Origin of the sequence: Pseudomonas sp. SJZ077, from assembly GCF_007993905.1 — a bacterium.
Classification (GTDB): Bacteria; Pseudomonadota; Gammaproteobacteria; order Pseudomonadales; family Pseudomonadaceae; genus Aquipseudomonas; species Aquipseudomonas mandelii.
Map to the genome: position 1 here is coordinate 400,885 of NZ_VIUJ01000001.1, position 16,989 is coordinate 417,873.

The 16,989-nt window shown below is 59.9% G+C and carries 17 protein-coding genes; 14 read left to right on the top strand and 3 right to left on the bottom strand.

The features are described from left to right. Positions 1-3 precede the first annotated feature (3 nt). From FBY01_RS02105 to ccoP (FBY01_RS02130), 6 genes are all read left to right on the top strand, one after another. Positions 4-204: a cbb3-type cytochrome c oxidase subunit 3 gene (locus FBY01_RS02105; protein ID WP_102594714.1), complete on the top strand. Its 201-nt coding sequence runs from the start codon at positions 4-6 to the stop codon at positions 202-204. Then, entirely contained in the window at positions 201-1,154 is a 954-nt protein-coding gene (gene ccoP, locus FBY01_RS02110; protein WP_145305930.1) for a cytochrome-c oxidase, cbb3-type subunit III, read from the top strand. The genes FBY01_RS02105 and ccoP (FBY01_RS02110) overlap by 4 nt, the downstream gene beginning before the upstream one ends. Before the next feature lie 483 nt (positions 1,155-1,637). Next, on the top strand, positions 1,638-3,080 hold the full coding sequence (gene ccoN / locus FBY01_RS02115; RefSeq protein ID WP_010456410.1) for a cytochrome-c oxidase, cbb3-type subunit I: 1,443 nt from the start codon (positions 1,638-1,640) through the stop codon (positions 3,078-3,080). Continuing rightward, positions 3,080-3,688 (top strand): cytochrome-c oxidase, cbb3-type subunit II, encoded by a 609-nt coding sequence (gene ccoO / locus FBY01_RS02120; RefSeq protein ID WP_010456412.1) that lies wholly within the window; start codon positions 3,080-3,082, stop codon positions 3,686-3,688. Before ccoN ends, ccoO begins: the two co-directional genes overlap by 1 nt. Before the next feature lie 5 nt (positions 3,689-3,693). After that, entirely contained in the window at positions 3,694-3,879 is a 186-nt protein-coding gene (locus FBY01_RS02125; RefSeq protein WP_003175465.1) for a CcoQ/FixQ family Cbb3-type cytochrome c oxidase assembly chaperone, read from the top strand. After that, on the top strand, positions 3,876-4,859 hold the full coding sequence (ccoP, locus tag FBY01_RS02130) for a cytochrome-c oxidase, cbb3-type subunit III (protein ID WP_010456414.1): 984 nt from the start codon (positions 3,876-3,878) through the stop codon (positions 4,857-4,859). The genes FBY01_RS02125 and ccoP (FBY01_RS02130) overlap by 4 nt, the downstream gene beginning before the upstream one ends. Positions 4,860-4,914: 55 nt before the next feature. Here ccoP (FBY01_RS02130) and FBY01_RS02135 read toward each other — a convergent pair whose 3' ends face one another. Then, on the bottom strand, positions 4,915-5,916 hold the full coding sequence (locus FBY01_RS02135) for a metallophosphoesterase (RefSeq protein WP_010456416.1): 1,002 nt from the start codon (positions 5,914-5,916) through the stop codon (positions 4,915-4,917). A gap of 517 nt (positions 5,917-6,433) precedes the next feature. Between FBY01_RS02135 and ccoG the strand changes: the two genes are divergently transcribed. From ccoG to FBY01_RS02175, 8 genes are all read left to right on the top strand, one after another. Next, a complete protein-coding gene (ccoG, locus tag FBY01_RS02140; protein ID WP_010456417.1) occupies positions 6,434-7,849 on the top strand; it encodes a cytochrome c oxidase accessory protein CcoG in 1,416 nt (471 codons plus the stop codon). A gap of 11 nt (positions 7,850-7,860) precedes the next feature. Next, entirely contained in the window at positions 7,861-8,400 is a 540-nt protein-coding gene (locus FBY01_RS02145; protein ID WP_010456420.1) for a FixH family protein, read from the top strand. Positions 8,401-8,574: 174 nt separating this feature from the next. Next, the gene (locus tag FBY01_RS02150) at positions 8,575-11,025 is read left to right on the top strand and encodes a heavy metal translocating P-type ATPase (protein WP_042932686.1); all 2,451 of its coding nucleotides are present in this window, start codon (positions 8,575-8,577) and stop codon (positions 11,023-11,025) included. 22 nt (positions 11,026-11,047) lie between these two features. Continuing rightward, entirely contained in the window at positions 11,048-11,266 is a 219-nt protein-coding gene (gene ccoS / locus FBY01_RS02155; protein WP_042932684.1) for a cbb3-type cytochrome oxidase assembly protein CcoS, read from the top strand. Further along, positions 11,259-11,942, top strand: a complete 684-nt coding sequence (locus FBY01_RS02160) for a sulfite exporter TauE/SafE family protein (RefSeq protein ID WP_042932683.1) — start codon at positions 11,259-11,261, stop codon at positions 11,940-11,942. The genes ccoS and FBY01_RS02160 overlap by 8 nt, the downstream gene beginning before the upstream one ends. A gap of 179 nt (positions 11,943-12,121) precedes the next feature. Further along, entirely contained in the window at positions 12,122-13,504 is a 1,383-nt protein-coding gene (gene hemN, locus FBY01_RS02165; protein ID WP_010456429.1) for an oxygen-independent coproporphyrinogen III oxidase, read from the top strand. Positions 13,505-13,633: 129 nt separating this feature from the next. Continuing rightward, positions 13,634-14,368, top strand: coding sequence for a fumarate/nitrate reduction transcriptional regulator Fnr (gene fnr / locus FBY01_RS02170; protein ID WP_145305928.1), 735 nt, complete (start codon positions 13,634-13,636; stop codon positions 14,366-14,368). Positions 14,369-14,447: 79 nt separating this feature from the next. Further along, on the top strand, positions 14,448-14,996 hold the full coding sequence (locus FBY01_RS02175) for an adenine phosphoribosyltransferase (protein WP_077748211.1): 549 nt from the start codon (positions 14,448-14,450) through the stop codon (positions 14,994-14,996). A gap of 120 nt (positions 14,997-15,116) precedes the next feature. Here FBY01_RS02175 and FBY01_RS02180 read toward each other — a convergent pair whose 3' ends face one another. Both FBY01_RS02180 and recR read right to left on the bottom strand, forming a co-directional pair. Then, entirely contained in the window at positions 15,117-16,265 is a 1,149-nt protein-coding gene (locus tag FBY01_RS02180) for an acyl-CoA dehydrogenase family protein (RefSeq protein ID WP_010456435.1), read from the bottom strand. Between the two features lie 121 nt (positions 16,266-16,386). After that, complete coding sequence (recR, locus tag FBY01_RS02185; RefSeq protein ID WP_010456436.1) at positions 16,387-16,989, bottom strand: recombination mediator RecR; 603 nt, start codon at positions 16,987-16,989, stop codon at positions 16,387-16,389.

Here is a 16,989-nt window from a genome sequence, read left to right on the forward strand (position 1 = left end):
GAAATAGTGAGCGAGATAAGCAGTGGAATGATCCGCGGCCTGGGCACGGTCGTGGTGTTCGTGGCCTTCGTCGGCCTGACGCTATGGGTGTTCAACAGCAAGCGCAACCCGGAATTCGCCGAAGCGCGTTTGCTGCCGTTCGCCGATGAACCCCTGGCCGACGACGCCACCCAAGAACCTGAAACAAGGAGTACCCGGCCATGACCACCTTCTTGAGTACGTGGATCTGCGTACTGACTATCGGCAGCCTGATCGGCCTGACCTGGCTGCTGGTCGGCACCCGCAAGGGTGAAACCAAGGGCAGTGTCGACCAGACCATGGGCCACAGCTTCGACGGCATCGAGGAGTACGACAATCCGCTGCCGCAGTGGTGGTTCATGCTGTTCGCCGGCACGCTGGTGTTTGCCGTGGGCTACCTGATTCTTTATCCGGGCCTGGGCAACTGGAAAGGCGTCCTGCCGGGTTACGAGGACGGCTGGACCGGCGTCCACGAATGGGAAAAGGAGATGAACAAGGCAGACGCCAAGTTTGGGCCGATCTTCGCCAAATTCGCGGCCATGCCCGTTGAAGAAGTGGCGAAGGACCCGCAAGCGCTGAAAATGGGCGGTCGTCTGTTCGCGTCCAACTGCTCGGTGTGCCACGGCTCGGATGCCAAGGGCGCTTTCGGCTTCCCGAACCTGGCCGACAGCACCTGGCGCTGGGGCGGTGACGCCGAGATGATCAAGACCACGATCATGGGCGGTCGCATGGCGGCAATGCCGGCCTGGGGGGAAATCCTCGGTGAGGCCGGTGTGAAGAACGTGGCCGCGTATGTACGTCATGAACTGGCGGGCCTGCCATTGCCGGCTGGCGACACCGCCGACCTGCAAGCCGGACAGCAAGCGTTCAGCACCACGTGCGTAGCCTGTCATGGTGCAAACGGCAAAGGTACTGAAGCCATGGGCGCGCCGAACCTGACGCAACCGGCCGGGTTCATCTACGGTACAAGCCTGGCGCAACTTCAGCAGACCATCCGCCATGGCCGCCAGGGACATATGCCGGCGCAGAACGAACTGCTCGGCAACGACAAGGTGCAACTGTTGGCCGCTTACGTTTACAGCCTGTCCCACGGTCTGAGCACCGAGCGTTTGCAAGCAGAAGGCAAACGCGAATAAATCTCGACCGCTCTACTGCCGCATTCGCCCGGATGCGGCAGTTCCCTGCCTCTTTGCGACCAAGTGTCGCACCCCTCCGTTGGTCCTCCTTTCGGTTCACCAGATTCGGGTCTAAGCTTGCTCCGATGCGGACTGGCATGAGCCGGTTCCAGGTCGACCTTGCCCGATGTGTTCAACGAATCTGCTCGATGACAGGCCGCAAAGGCTGGTAGATACCGGCTGTCGTGCCAATTGCCGTCGGTCACCCGATCGTTGTGTTTGAACACACCCCGTAACAACTGACCTGACCCCCTCACCCTTTTCGTTCGCTGCGACATTTTGTCCGAGGTCAATTTTGTCCTTACGCGGCGCATGGAAAGGCCGCAGAATCAGCTTTTGAAAGCATTGACCCAAGTCATGGCGCGTTGCAATGACCCCCCGCTTTCTACATACTTGCGGCCGATTTTTACTCCTAATAAAACACCCAAACCGTGGAACCTTAGAATGAGCACAGCAATCAGTCCGACTGCTTATAACTATAAGGTAGTCCGCCAGTTCGCCATCATGACGGTGGTCTGGGGGATCCTTGGCATGGGGCTTGGTGTCTTCATCGCCTCACAGCTTGTATGGCCGGAATTGAACTTCGGTCTGCCGTGGACGACTTTTGGACGCTTACGCCCGTTGCACACCAACCTGGTGATTTTCGCCTTCGGTGGTTGTGCTCTGTTTGCCACTTCTTATTACGTCGTGCAGCGAACCTGCCAAACGCGACTGATTTCCGACAGCCTCGCGGCCTTCACCTTCTGGGGTTGGCAAGCGGTGATCGTCGGCGCGATCATTACCTTGCCGCTGGGTTACACCACCACCAAGGAATACGCGGAACTGGAATGGCCCCTGGCTATTCTGCTGGCCATCGTCTGGGTGTCCTACGGTCTGGTGTTCTTCGGCACCATCACCAAGCGCAATACCAAGCACATCTATGTGGGTAACTGGTTCTACGGTGCCTTCATCGTCGTGACGGCGATGCTGCACATCGTCAACCACGCGTCCCTGCCGGTCAGTTTCTTCAAGTCCTACTCGGCCTACGCCGGTGCGACTGACGCAATGATCCAGTGGTGGTACGGCCACAACGCGGTCGGTTTCTTCCTGACCACCGGCTTCCTGGGGATGATGTACTACTTCGTTCCGAAGCAGGCCGAGCGTCCGATCTACTCCTATCGCCTGTCGATCGTGCACTTCTGGGCGCTGATCACCCTGTACATCTGGGCCGGTCCGCACCACCTGCACTACACCGCGCTGCCGGACTGGGCTCAGTCGCTGGGCATGGCGATGTCGATCATCCTGCTGGCGCCAAGCTGGGGCGGCATGATCAACGGCATGATGACCCTCTCGGGCGCCTGGCATAAGCTGCGCACCGACCCGATCCTGCGCTTCCTGGTGGTGTCGCTGGCCTTTTACGGCATGTCGACCTTTGAAGGCCCGATGATGGCCATCAAGACCGTGAACTCGCTGTCGCACTACACCGACTGGACCATCGGCCACGTACACGCCGGTGCCTTGGGCTGGGTTGCGATGATCTCGATCGGCGCCATCTACCACATGATCCCGAAACTGTTCGGTCGCGCGCAGATGCACAGCATTGGCCTGATCAACACGCATTTCTGGCTCGCGACCATCGGTACCGTTCTGTACATCGCTTCGATGTGGGTCAACGGCATCACCCAAGGTCTGATGTGGCGTGCAATCAACGACGACGGCACCCTCACCTACTCGTTCGTCGAAGCCCTGCAAGCCAGCCATCCTGGTTTCATCGTTCGCGCCCTGGGCGGTGCGTTCTTCGCCAGCGGCATGCTGTTCATGGCCTACAACGTATGGCGTACCGTACGTGCCTCGAACCCGGCTGAAGCCAAAGCTGCTGAACAGATTGCTGTAGTTGGAGCTCACTGATGAAGCATGAAGCAGTCGAGAAGAATATTGGCCTGCTGGCCTTCTTCATGGTTATCGCCGTCAGCGTCGGCGGCCTGACCCAGATCGTTCCGCTGTTTTTCCAGGACGTCACCAACAAGCCGGTCGAAGGCATGAAGCCTCGCACCGCCCTTGAACTGGAAGGCCGCGATATTTACATCGCCAACGGTTGTGTCGGCTGCCACTCGCAGATGATCCGCCCGTTCCGTGCTGAAACCGAACGTTACGGCCACTACTCGGTTGCCGGTGAAAGCGTCTGGGACCACCCGTTCCTGTGGGGTTCCAAGCGTACCGGTCCGGACCTGGCCCGTGTCGGCGGTCGTTACTCCGATGACTGGCAGCGTGCGCATTTGTACAACCCGCGCAACGTAGTGCCCGAGTCGAAAATGCCGGCCTACCCGTTCCTCGTGGAAAACAAGCTTGACGGCAAAGACACCGCCAAGAAAATGGAAGTCTTGCGCACGCTCGGCGTCCCTTACACCGACGAAGACATCGCCGGCGCCAAGGATGCTGTGAAGGGCAAAACCGAAATGGACGCGCTGGTGGCCTATCTGCAAGGCCTGGGCACCATCATCAAAAGCAAACGGTGATTTAGATGGATATCGGGATGATTCGTGGCCTGGGCACCGTTGTTGTGATGGTGGCCTTCATCGGTCTGGCGTTGTGGGTATTCAGCCCCAAGCGCAAGTCGGAGTTTGAAGACGCGACCTTGCTGCCCTTCGCGGATGATCCCGAAGCCATCAAGCACGTCGAGCAAGCTTCTAGGAGTAACAAAGAATGACTACGTTCTGGAGTCTGTACGTCACAGTCCTCAGTCTCGGCACGATCTTCGCCCTGACCTGGCTGCTGCTGTCCACCCGCAAGGGCCAGCGCAGCGAAGCCACCGAAGAAACGGTTGGCCACTCCTTCGACGGGATCGAGGAGTACGACAACCCACTGCCGAAATGGTGGTTCATGCTGTTCGTGGGCACCATCATCTTCGCCCTGGGCTATCTGGTGCTGTACCCGGGCCTGGGTAACTGGAAAGGCCTGTTGCCGGGTTACAACTACCTGGATAACGAGAAGCAGACCGCGTTCGCCAACGGCCAGACCGGCTGGACCGGCGTTCACGAGTGGGAAAAGGAAATGGCCAAGTCGGACGCCAAGTTCGGCCCGATCTTCGCCAAGTTCGCTTCGATGCCGATTGAAGAAGTCGCCAAGGACCCGCAAGCCCTGAAGATGGGTGGCCGCCTGTTCGCCTCCAACTGCTCGGTCTGCCACGGCTCCGACGCCAAGGGCGCTTATGGCTTCCCTAACCTGACCGACGCCGACTGGCGCTGGGGCGGTGAGGCAGAAACCATCAAGACCACCATCATGGGTGGCCGCCACGCGGTCATGCCGGCATGGGCTGACGTGATCGGCGAGCAAGGCGTTGCGGACGTTGCTTCGTTCGTACTGATCAACCTCGATGGCCGCAAGCTGCCGGAAGGCACCAAGGCCGATCCGGTTGCCGGTCAGAAGCTGTTCGCCGCCAACTGCGCGGTGTGCCACGGTCCGGAAGGCAAAGGTACGCCAGCCATGGGCGCGCCGAACCTGACTCACCCGGCTGCGTTCATCTACGGTTCGAGCTTCGCTCAACTGCAGCAGACCATCCGTTACGGCCGTCAGGGCCAGATGCCTGCGCAAGAACAGCTGCAAGGCAACGACAAGGTTCACCTGCTGGCCGCTTACGTCTACAGCCTTTCTCACGGTGAGAAAGCGCCGGCGGAAGACGCTCAGTAAGGCCAACGCCTGACGCAACAAACAAGGCCCCGCCAGTGATCTGGCGGGGCCTTTTTCATGGGCGACTGGCCCAGATCGATTTTACCGGTACCGTATCCAACAGCTTTCGGCTCTGCCATTGGTTGTCCGTCACCAGGTTGATCTGCAACTGCTTGCGATCCTCCGAGAAACTGGCAACCAGGTAGGTTTGCTGAGAAGTGGCACCGCTCAGGTACATCGGCACGCCATTCACTTCATAGGCATCACCACCTTGATCATGCAGATGGCCGGCGAAGATGGCAGTGACCTCATACTTCCTGATCATCTGATAAAAGCGCCACTCTTGCTCACTATTACCCATCATTTCGAGTGGCTTGTGCATGTTGATAATGATGGCGTAACCCTGAGTCCGAGCGACTCTCAAATCGTTTTCAAGCCAATCCAGGGTACTGGTGATGTCGAACGTCGTCGGGTTTAACGCATGAGCAATCCTGGTGGCATAGGTCGGCTCATTATTGAGTTGCACCATATGGACGTCCCCTATGTTCTTGGAATAGGCGAGACTGCCGGAATACAGCCGACTCAGAAAATTGCCGGTAATTTTCAAATCAAAATTATCAACCTTATTTTCATGATGCTCTTTAAACTCCACGATACTGCCGGCCGCACAGTTATTGCTGAAGCAATCATCCACGTTGTTCTCATAGTCGTGGTTACCCAGGCCATACAAGAAATCGCCATTGAAGTATTTTTTCAACATGGAGTTCATGTAAGAGCGCTGCCAGCCGTGGCCGAAAGCGGTGATGTCGCCATTGATCATCAGCGGCACGTGGGATTGCGCATGGTTCTTGCGGAAGTCGGCAATACTCGCAAACTGAGTCTCCACCAGCCATTTTGAACGTGTCTTGAAATCCGCATCGGACTCGGGTTCCCTGCGGTCGAGTTTGTCCGTCCACGGGTACTGCGTATCCGAAGCGAAGATCATATGACGTGGGGCACCTTCGATTGAATAGGCCAAAGGCGCCATAGACAGCAGGCACACGCCCAGCACAAACCGCTTAACTTTCTTAGAAATCATAGAATTCCGTTTCCATTAGTATTAGATAAAGTGTGCAACTAACAAACCGCACCCAATCAACTTATTGGAAACAGACAAAAACTTCAAACAACTCATAAAGACCAATTAAATAAATATATTTCCGCTGCACGTCGTAAAACAACAACTTACCCAACCTCAAGTTGGTTAGTTCAACGCATTGCAAGTTTCAAAACGGCGCCTGAAATGACGGCGACCATGGCGTAAAGTGCTGCGGCAGGCTTGTGGCATGACTGAGGTCAGCAGTTCTGCTCCCGTCGGCCACGCACCGGCCAGGAATCGCCCCTTCCTCTGACTCTACATCACGAAAAACCGTCCATAATCCACAAGTCAATTGATTCAAGTCACTACACCATCAATTGAATTTGCCCAACGCGACCAAAGGTCGCACCCTTGAGCCAGAGCGACAGGCGTATCATTGCGCCACTGCAACACCTCTTTTTGACCGCGGTCGGCATGTACTGACCGAGGCATTTTTCCACTGCCGTGGGATGCAATGATGAGCAATCAGATTCCGGTACACGACGTCACACCGCCTGCCAAAGACGCAAACAACAGCGTCGATCTTTACGCCTCTCGAGAAAAAATCTACACCCGTGCCTTCACCGGCCTGTTCCGCAACCTGCGGATGATGGGCGGTGCCGGGTTGTTTCTGCTGTATTTCGGTACGGTCTGGCTGAACTGGGGCGGTCATCAAGCCGTCTGGTGGAACCTGCCGGAACGCAAATTCTTCATCTTCGGCGCGACCTTCTGGCCCCAGGATTTCATCCTGCTCTCCGGGATCCTGATCGTCAGCGCCTTCGGCCTGTTCTTCATTACCGTGTACGCCGGTCGGGTGTGGTGCGGTTATACCTGCCCGCAAAGCGTCTGGACGTGGATTTTCATGTGGTGCGAAAAGGTCACCGAAGGCGACCGCAACCAGCGCATCAAGCTCGACAAGGCGCCGATGAGCGCCAACAAATTCCTGCGCAAACTCAGCAAGCACTCGATGTGGCTGTTGATCGGCTTCGTCACCGGCATGACCTTCGTCGGGTACTTCTCGCCCATTCGCGAACTGACCATCGACTTCTTCACCGGCGAAGCGGATGGCTGGTCGTATTTCTGGGTCGGTTTCTTCACCCTCGCCACCTACGGCAACGCCGGCTGGTTGCGTGAGCAAGTGTGCATTTACATGTGCCCGTATGCGCGCTTCCAGAGCGTGATGTTCGACAAGGACACGCTGATCGTGTCCTACGATCCTCGCCGTGGTGAAAGCCGCGGCCCGCGCAAGAAAGGCGTCGACTACAAGGCTATGGGCCTGGGCGATTGCATCGATTGCACCATGTGCGTCCAGGTCTGCCCGACCGGCATCGACATTCGCGACGGTCTGCAGATCGAATGCATCGGCTGCGCGGCGTGCATCGATGCCTGCGACAGCATCATGGACAAGATGGACTACCCGCGCGGGTTGATCAGCTACACCACCGAGCACAACCTGTCCGGGCAAAAAACCCATAAACTGCGCCCGCGGCTGATTGGCTATGCCCTGGTGTTGCTGGCCATGATGGGCTTGCTGGCGGGCGCGTTCTTCATGCGTTCACTGGTCGGTTTCGACGTCAGCAAGGACCGCGTGCTGTATCGCGAGAACGCCGAAGGCCGGATCGAGAACGTCTACAGCCTGAAGATCATGAACAAAGACCAGCGCGACCATACCTACGTACTGGAAGCCTCCGGTCTGCCGGACCTCAAGCTGCAAGGCAAGCGCGAGATCAAAGTCGCCGCCGGGGAGATTTTCAGCCAGCCAGTGGAACTGTCCATGGCACCGGAAAAACTGCCGTCGAGCACCAACGAGGTGAAATTCATCCTCAAGGATGCCGACGACGACAGCATCCACGTTGAAGCCAAGAGCCGATTCATCGGCCCACAAATTCGTTGAGAGAAGTAATCATGCCCGCAGCAAACGCCGCAAGCCCTTGGTACAAGCATCTTTGGCCATGGATCATCATCGCCATCCTGGCTTGTTCCGTGACGTTGACCCTGTCCATGGTGACCATCGCGGTGAACAACCCGGACAACCTGGTCAACGACAACTACTACGAGGCCGGCAAAGGCATCAACCGCTCCCTTGATCGTGAGCTGCTGGCCCAGACCCTGCTGCTGCGGGCCAGCGTTCACCTGGATGACGTAACCGGCGAAGTCGACCTGCGCCTGAGCGGCAACAGCCAACCTGAAACCCTTGAGCTGAACCTGATCTCGCCGACCCAGCCGGAAAAGGATCGCAAGATCACCCTGGCCCGCAGTGAAACAGAGCAGGGTCGCTACATCGGTCAATTGAGCGACAAGATTGAAGGCCGTCGTTTTGTCGAATTGCTGGGCACTCAGGACGACCACATCTGGCGCATGTTCGAAGAAGAGCTGGTCAGCCATGATAAGGACCTGCTGCTCGGGGATGAGCCGCTGCAAGGCGCGGAAGACCTGAAGAAGTAAGTTCCAGTGAACACGGTCAACTGTGGCGAGGGAGCTTGCTCCCGCTGGGTGCGAAGCGCCCCCTGAAACCAGCAAACCGATTCTTTCAGTCATAGCGCGTTCGCAGGTTTACGACTGCTGCGCAGCCGAGCGGGAGCAAGCTCCCTCGCCACAATGGTTTCCATGGCAGCACAGATGACCACGCCAACCCCCTGCTACCACTGCGCCCTGCCCGTCCCGGCCGGCAGCCGCTTCACCGCTGCGGTCCTCGGTGAAACCCGCGAGTTCTGCTGCCCGGGGTGCCAGGCCGTGGCTGAGGCGATCGTGGCCGGCGGGCTGGAAAGCTATTACCAGCACCGCAGCGAGTCATCGGCCAACCCCGAAGCCTTGCCGGTGCAGTTGGTGGATGAGTTGGCGCTCTACGACCGCGCCGATGTGCAGAAGCCTTTCGTGCGCCACGACGGCGAACTCGCCGAAACCACCCTGTTGATGGAAGGCATCAGCTGCGCCGCCTGCGGCTGGCTGATCGAAAAACACCTGCGCGCCTTGCCGGCGGTGGCAGAAGCGCGACTGAACCTGTCCAACCATCGTCTTCACGTGCGCTGGGCCGACGCGCAATTGCCATTGAGTCAGGTGCTCAGCGAACTGCGCCACATCGGCTACGCCGCGCACCCGTACCAAGCCGACCGCGCCAGCGAACAACTGGCCAGCGAAAACCGCCTGGCCTTGCGCCAACTGGGCGTCGCCGGGTTGCTGTGGTTCCAGGCGATGATGGCGACCATGGCCACTTGGCCGGAATTCAACATCGACTTGAGTCCCGAGCTGCACACCATCCTGCGCTGGGTCGCACTGTTCCTCACCACGCCGATTGTGTTCTACAGCTGTGCGCCGTTCTTCAAAGGGGCGATGCGCGATTTGCGCACCCGACATCTGACCATGGACGTGTCGGTGTCGCTCGCCATCGGCAGTGCCTACATCGCCGGAATCTGGACCTCGATCACCGGCGTCGGCGAGTTGTATTTCGATGCGGTGGGGATGTTCGCGCTGTTTCTGCTGGCCGGTCGATACCTCGAACGCCGCGCCCGGGAGCGCACCGCCGCCGCCACCGCACAGCTCGTCAACCTGTTGCCGGCCTCGTGCCTGCGCCTGAGTGCCGACGGCCAGAGCGAACGAATCCTGCTCAGCGAACTGCGTGTCGGCGATCAGGTGCTGGTGCATCCGGGCGCCATTCTGCCGGCCGACGGCAAGATCCTCGATGGCCAGTCGAGCATCGACGAATCGCTGCTGACCGGCGAATACCTGCCGCAACCGCGCACCCAAGGCGACGCGGTCACCGCCGGCACCCTGAACGTCGAAGGCGCGTTGACCGTGCAAGTGCTGGCACTGGGTCAGGACACGCGGCTGTCAGCCATCGTCCGCCTGCTGGACCGCGCCCAGGCCGAAAAGCCGCGACTGGCGGAAATCGCTGACCGCGCTGCGCAATGGTTCCTGTTGCTGTCATTGATCGCAGCAGCGGCAATCGGCCTGTTGTGGTGGGAGCTGGATTCGTCGCGAGCCTTCTGGATTGTCCTGGCGATGCTGGTTGCTACGTGCCCGTGCGCCTTGTCGCTGGCCACGCCGACCGCCCTCACGGCCGCCACCGGCACGTTGCACAAACTCGGTTTACTGCTGACCCGTGGCCATGTGCTGGAAGGCCTGAACCAGATCGACACGGTGATTTTCGACAAGACCGGCACGTTGACCGAGGGTCGATTGGCCTTGCGTTCGATCCGCCCGCTCGGCGCGCTCGACAGCGATCAATGCCTGAGTCTCGCCGCCGCCCTGGAAAACCGTTCCGAACACCCGATTGCCCGGGCATTTGGCCGAGCGCCGCTGGCGGCCGAAGAAGTCCTCAGCACGCCGGGGCTTGGCCTCGAGGGCCTGGTCGGCACGCAACGCCTGCGCATCGGCCAGCCGGGTTTTGTCTGCGAACTCAGTGGCGCGGCGACACCGGTCATGCCCGATGAAGCCGGGCAGTGGCTGCTACTCGGCGACAGCCAGGGGCCGCTGGCGTGGTTTGTCCTCGATGACCGTTTGCGTGCCGACGCCCCGGCACTATTGGAAGCCTGCAAGGCCCGTGGCTGGCGCACCTTGCTGCTGTCGGGCGATACCTCACCGATGGTTGCCAGCGTGGCCGCCGAACTGGGCATCGACGAAGCCCGGGGCGGTTTGCGTCCGGATGACAAATTGCAGGTCCTGCAACAGTTGCACAAGGAAGGCCGCAAGGTGTTGATGCTCGGTGACGGCGTCAATGACGTGCCAGTGCTGGCCGCAGCCGACATCAGCGTGGCGATGGGTTCAGCCACCGACCTGGCGAAAACCAGCGCCGATGCGGTGTTGCTGTCCAACCGCCTCGATGCGCTGGTGCAGGCCTTCAGCCTCGCGCGGCGCACCCGTCGGGTAATCATCGAGAACCTGCTGTGGGCCGGGCTGTACAATGGCCTCATGTTGCCGTTCGCCGCCCTCGGCTGGATCACACCGGTATGGGCCGCGGTCGGCATGTCCATCAGTTCGTTGACCGTGGTGCTGAACGCCCTGCGCCTGACTCGCCTGCCGAGCGCGCCTGGCGTCCGGCCCACGCCAGAAACCCGCCCGCTGCCGGCCTGAGCCGCGCGGGCATGGAGTCCAGATGCCAGCTCTCTACGTGATGATCCCGGCCGCGCTGCTGATCGTGGCCATCGCTATCTATATCTTCTTCTGGGCGGTCGACAGCGGTCAGTACGATGACCTCGACGGCCCGGCCCACAGCATTCTGTTCGACGACCAGGATCCGAACCACCAAGCCGCAGTCGACGAAGCCAGCGGCCATCCGGCCAAACCGGACGACAAGGCGCCTCCGCATGCTTGAGTTGGCGCCACTGCTGGTGTCTGCGGTGATTCTCGGCCTGCTCGGCGGTGGGCATTGCCTGGGCATGTGCGGCGGCTTGATGGGCGCGCTCACCCTGGCGATTCCCAAGGAACAGCGCAGCCGCCGTTTTCGCCTGCTGCTGGCTTACAACCTGGGGCGAATTCTCAGCTATGCAACGGCCGGTCTTTTGATCGGCCTGGCGGGTTGGGCAGTGGCCAACAGCCCGGCCGCCATGTTCATGCGCGTGATCGCCGGATTGTTGCTGATCGCCATGGGGCTGTACCTCGCCGGCTGGTGGAGCGGCCTGACCCGCATCGAGAGCCTTGGCCGCGGCCTGTGGCGGCATATCCAGCCGGTTGCCAACAAACTGCTGCCGGTGTCGAGCCTGCCCCGCGCCTTATTGCTGGGCGCGCTGTGGGGCTGGTTGCCGTGCGGGTTGGTTTACAGCACGTTGCTGTGGGCGGCGAGCCAGGGCAATGCGCTGGACAGTGCACTGCTGATGCTCGCGTTCGGACTCGGCACCTGGCCGGTGCTGCTGGCCACGGGGTTGGCGGCTGAGCGGGTCACGGCGTTGTTGCGCAAGCGCAGTGTGCGCATGACCGGTGGGTTGCTGGTGATCCTGTTTGGCATCTGGACTTTGCCGGGGCCGCATCAGCATTGGCTCATGGGGCATTAGATCGGTGGTGCGGCCTTCGCGGGCAAGCCTCGCTCCTACATTGAAATGCATTCCCCTGCTCGCGAAGAGGCCCTGACTGGCCACACATATCCTGACCGTTGATGCAAATCAAGATGCCCCGGCGTCGCCCCCCATAGACTTGCGAACACTGCCAGCCTATCCGGGGGAATGCCCGCATGATGCTCGACGCCATTCGTTGGGATACCGATCTGATCCGCCGTTACGACCTGGCGGGGCCGCGCTACACCTCTTACCCCACTGCCGTGCAATTCGACGGGCAGGTCGGCACGTTTGACCTGTTCCACGCCCTGCGCGACAGCCGTAAGGCCCAGCGCCCATTGTCGCTGTACGTGCATGTGCCGTTCTGCGCGAACATTTGTTACTACTGCGCGTGCAACAAAGTCATCACCAAGGACCGAGGCCGCGCCCTGCCCTATTTGCAGCGTCTTGAGCAGGAAATCCAGCTGATCGCCTGCCACCTCGACCCGGCGCAAAAAGTCGAACAACTGCACTTTGGCGGCGGCACCCCGACCTTTCTCAGCCACGACGAACTGCGCCAGTTGATGGCTCAATTACGCAAGCACTTCAACCTGCTGGACGACGATTCCGGCGACTATGGCATCGAGATTGACCCTCGCGAAGCCGACTGGTCGACCATGGGACTGCTGCGTGAACTGGGTTTCAACCGGGTCAGCATTGGCCTGCAAGACCTCGACCCGGCGGTGCAACGGGCGGTCAATCGCCTGCAAAGCCTGGAAGAAACCCGCGCCGTGATCGACGCCGCCCGGACCCTGCAATTCCGCTCGATCAACATCGACCTGATCTACGGCTTGCCGAAGCAGACCCCGGAAAACTTCGCGCGCACGGTCGACGAAGTCATTGCGCTGCAACCGGATCGGCTTTCGGTGTTCAACTACGCGCACCTGCCGGAACGCTTCATGCCGCAGCGGCGAATCAACAGCAACGAGTTGCCGACGCCGGCGCAGAAGCTGGAAATGCTGCAGCGCACCATCGAACAACTGACCGCTGCCGGTTACCGCTACATCGGCATGGACCACTTCGCCTTGCCCGACGATGAGCTGGCGATTGCCCAGGAAGAATCGACCCTGCAGCGTAACTTTCAGGGCTACACCACTCACGGTCATTGCGACCTGATCGGGCTGGGGGTCTCGGCCATCAGTCAGATCGGCGACCTCTACTGCCAGAACAACAGCGATTTGAACCAGTACCAGAACACCTTGGCCACCGCGCAACTGGCAACCAGCCGGGGCCTGATATGCAATGCTGATGACCGTGTGCGACGGGCGGTAATTCAGCAGTTGATCTGCACGTTCAATCTGGAGTTCGCGCAGATCGAACAGGCCTTCAACATCGATTTTCGCGGTTACTTCGGTGACCTGTGGCCTCAGCTACAGACCATGGCCGAGGACGGCTTGATCAGCCTCGATAATGAGCGGATCAGCGTACTGCCCGCCGGTCGCTTGCTGGTGCGCTCGGTGTGCATGGTGTTCGATGCCTACTTGCAACAGCACAATCACCAGCGATTTTCGCGAGTGATTTAGTCATCCGTTCACTTGTCGGTTAACAAAATGCTGGCTTTATGACCCTGCGGCAAAATCGCCGCGTGCCTGAATGTCCTCCCGTGAGTTACCCTTACGGCTTATGTGTGTTTTCCCACAAGGATTGAAGAAATGTCCGAGCCAGTAAAACTGCGCGCTAACGGCCAGGCCCATTGCAAGGATTGCAGCCTGGCCCCCCTCTGCTTGCCACTTTCTCTGAATCTGGAAGACATGGAAGCGTTGGACGAGATCGTCAAACGGGGTCGCCCGTTGAAAAAAGGCGAGTTCCTGTTCCGCCAAGGCGATACTTTCGATTCCGTTTATGCCGTGCGCTCCGGCGCCCTCAAGACCTTCAGCCTCAGCGATGGCGGTGAAGAACAGCTCACCGGCTTCCACTTGCCGAGCGAACTGGTTGGCCTGTCGGGCATGGACACTGAAAAGCACCCGGTTTCGGCGCAAGCCCTGGAAACTACTTCGGTGTGCGAAATCCCCTTCGAACGCCTCGACGAACTGGCCCTGCAACTGCCACAACTGCGCCGTCAGTTGATGCGGGTGATGAGCCGCGAGATTCGCGACGATCAGCAAATGATGTTGCTGCTGTCGAAAAAAACCGCCGACGAGCGCATCGCCACGTTCCTGGTCAACCTCTCGGCACGTTTCCGCGCCCGGGGCTTCTCGGCCAACCAATTCCGCCTGAGCATGTCGCGTAACGAAATCGGCAATTACCTGGGCCTGGCGGTGGAAACCGTGTCCCGGGTGTTCACACGCTTCCAGCAAAACGAACTGATCGCCGCCGAGGGCAAGGAAATCCACATCCTCGACTCGATCCAGCTCTGCGCCCTGGCCGGTGGCTCGCTCGAAGGCTGACGGAGATAATTGCGGCTGAGCGAAACGGTTCAGCCGCCGTTATACTGCGACGTTTGCAGCCTGCCAGGACACCTCGACGATGCTCATCGAATCCTTCGACATCAAATCCCTGATCCGCCCCGTGATCGACTTCCCCAAGCCGGGCGTGATCTTTCGTGACATCACCCCGTTGTTCCAGTCGCCTACGGCCCTGCGCCTGGTGATGGACAGCTTTGCCCACCGTTATGTCGAGGCGGACTTCACGCACATCGGTGCGATGGATGCGCGCGGCTTCCTGATCGGCTCGGTCCTGGCCTATCAGCTGAACAAGCCGTTGGTGCTGTTCCGCAAGCAAGGCAAACTGCCGGCCGACGTGTTGGCCGAAGGTTATGCGACCGAATACGGCGAAGCCTTTCTCGAAGTGCACGCCGACAGCTTGTGCGAAGGCGACTCGGTGGTGATGTTTGATGATTTGATCGCCACCGGCGGTACGCTGATTGCGGCGGCGAACCTGATTCGGCGCATGGGCGCGCGGATTCATGAAGCGGCGGCAATCATTGATCTGCCGGAGCTGGGTGGGTCGCAGCGGCTGGAAGAGCAGGGAATTCCTACGTTTTGCCTGACGCAGTTTGCGTTGAGCGAGAAGTAAGGCGGCGTTCTCACTGACGCCTTCGCGGGCAAGCCTCGCTCCTACATTGGATTTGCGGCGTTCACAAGTCCCCTGTGGGAGCGAGCCTGCTCGCGATGGCGTCAGCCGCTACATCGCCGATTAAAGCCCCATCTGCTTGCTGATGATCTCGTTCATCACTTCCCGCGTCCCGCCGCCGATCGACAGAATCCGGTTATCCCGATACAGCCGCTCCACCAGGCTCTCGCGCATATACCCCAAACCACCCAAAATCTGCACCGCATCCGTGGTAATCCGGTCTGCCGTGTCGGTCGCGAAGTTCTTGGCCATGGAAATCTCCTTGATCACGCTCTGCCCCGCTGCCATCTTCGCCGCCTGACGGTAAGTGAACTCGCGCGACACCTCCAACGCCGTGGCCATTTCCGCAAGGCGATGCTTGAGTACCTGGAACTTGCCGATGGGTTTGCCAAAGGCTTCGCGCTGACGCGCCCATTTCAGGCTTTCCTCCAGCGCCAGCTGCGCCGTCATGTTGGCCATCAGCGCCAAGGCCAGGCGTTCGCTCTGGAAGTTGCCCATGATGCAGGCGAAGCCCATGTTCTCGGCGCCAATCAGATTTCCCACAGGCACCCGGCAATCATCGAAGAACAATTCGGCCGTGTCCGACGCCCACCAGCCCATCTTCTTCAACTGCCGGCCGACGGTGAAACCGGGTGTACCTTTTTCGATCAGCAGCAGACTGATGCCACCAAAACCCGGCTCACCGGTGCGCACCGCCACGGTGTAGAAATCCGCGCGCACACCACTGGTGATAAAGGTTTTGCTGCCGCTGACCCGGTAAAAGTCGCCGTCACGCACAGCGCGGGTTTGCAGGTTGGCCACATCGGAGCCGCCGCTGGGCTCGGTGACCGCCAGCGCGCTGATCTTCTCGCCGGCCAGCACTTGCGGCACCACACGATCACGAATTTCGGGGCGGGCCCACTTGAGAATCGGCGGCAGTCCGATGTCCAGCGAACCGAGGCCGGCCACCAGACCGCCGGAGCCACAACGCATCAACTCTTCGCTGGCCGCGACCTTGGCAAACAGATCGCCTTCGTGACTGCCGCCCAGGGAGTCGGGATAGCCGATCCCGAGGATGCCCGCCGCACCGGCCTTGAGATAGAGCTCGCGGGGAAAGCTTTCCGCTTCTTCCCACTGATCGATGTCCGGAAGAATCTCGCGCTCGACGAAACGTCTGACGCTGTCGCGGACCAATTGGTGGCTGGGATCGAAGTATTCCTGAAAGGCAGGCATCGGCGAACTCCACTGAAGGTTCAGCGAAGTTAACCGAGCGCTTGCTTGGTTTTCAACAGGATTGTTGTGAATCTGATGGACCGAGGCGCTTGGCTTGCTGGCGATGGCGTCGGTTCAAATACTACAAGGCTATCGGCTTACGCCCGGCAAACGAATGCGCCAACGTCCCGCCATCCACCAGTTCCAGCTCGCCACCCAACGGCACGCCATGGGCAATACGCGAAGCGACCAGGCCTTTGTTACTCAACAACTGCGCGATGTAATGCGCCGTCGCCTCACCTTCCACGGTCGGGTTGGTGGCCAGGATGACTTCAGTAAAGGAGCCCGCCTCTTCAATCCGCGCCAACAGCTGCGGAATGCCAATGGCCTCCGGCCCCAGGCCGTCGAGCGGCGAGAGATGGCCCTTGAGCACAAAGTAGCGACCCCGGAACCCGGTCTGCTCCACGGCGTAGACGTCCATCGGCCCCTCCACCACGCAGAGCAAGGTGTCGTCGCGGCGCGTATCGGCACATTGCGGGCACAGGTCGTCTTCGGTCAGCGTGCGGCATAACCGGCAATGCCCCACCCCTTCCATGGCCTGGCTCAGTGCCGACGCCAGTCGCGAACCCCCGCTGCGATCACGCTCAAGCAGTTGCAGCGCCATACGCTGGGCGGTTTTCTGACCGACACCCGGCAAAATGCGCAGGGCGTCGATCAGTTGGCGAATCAAAGGGCTGAAGCTCAT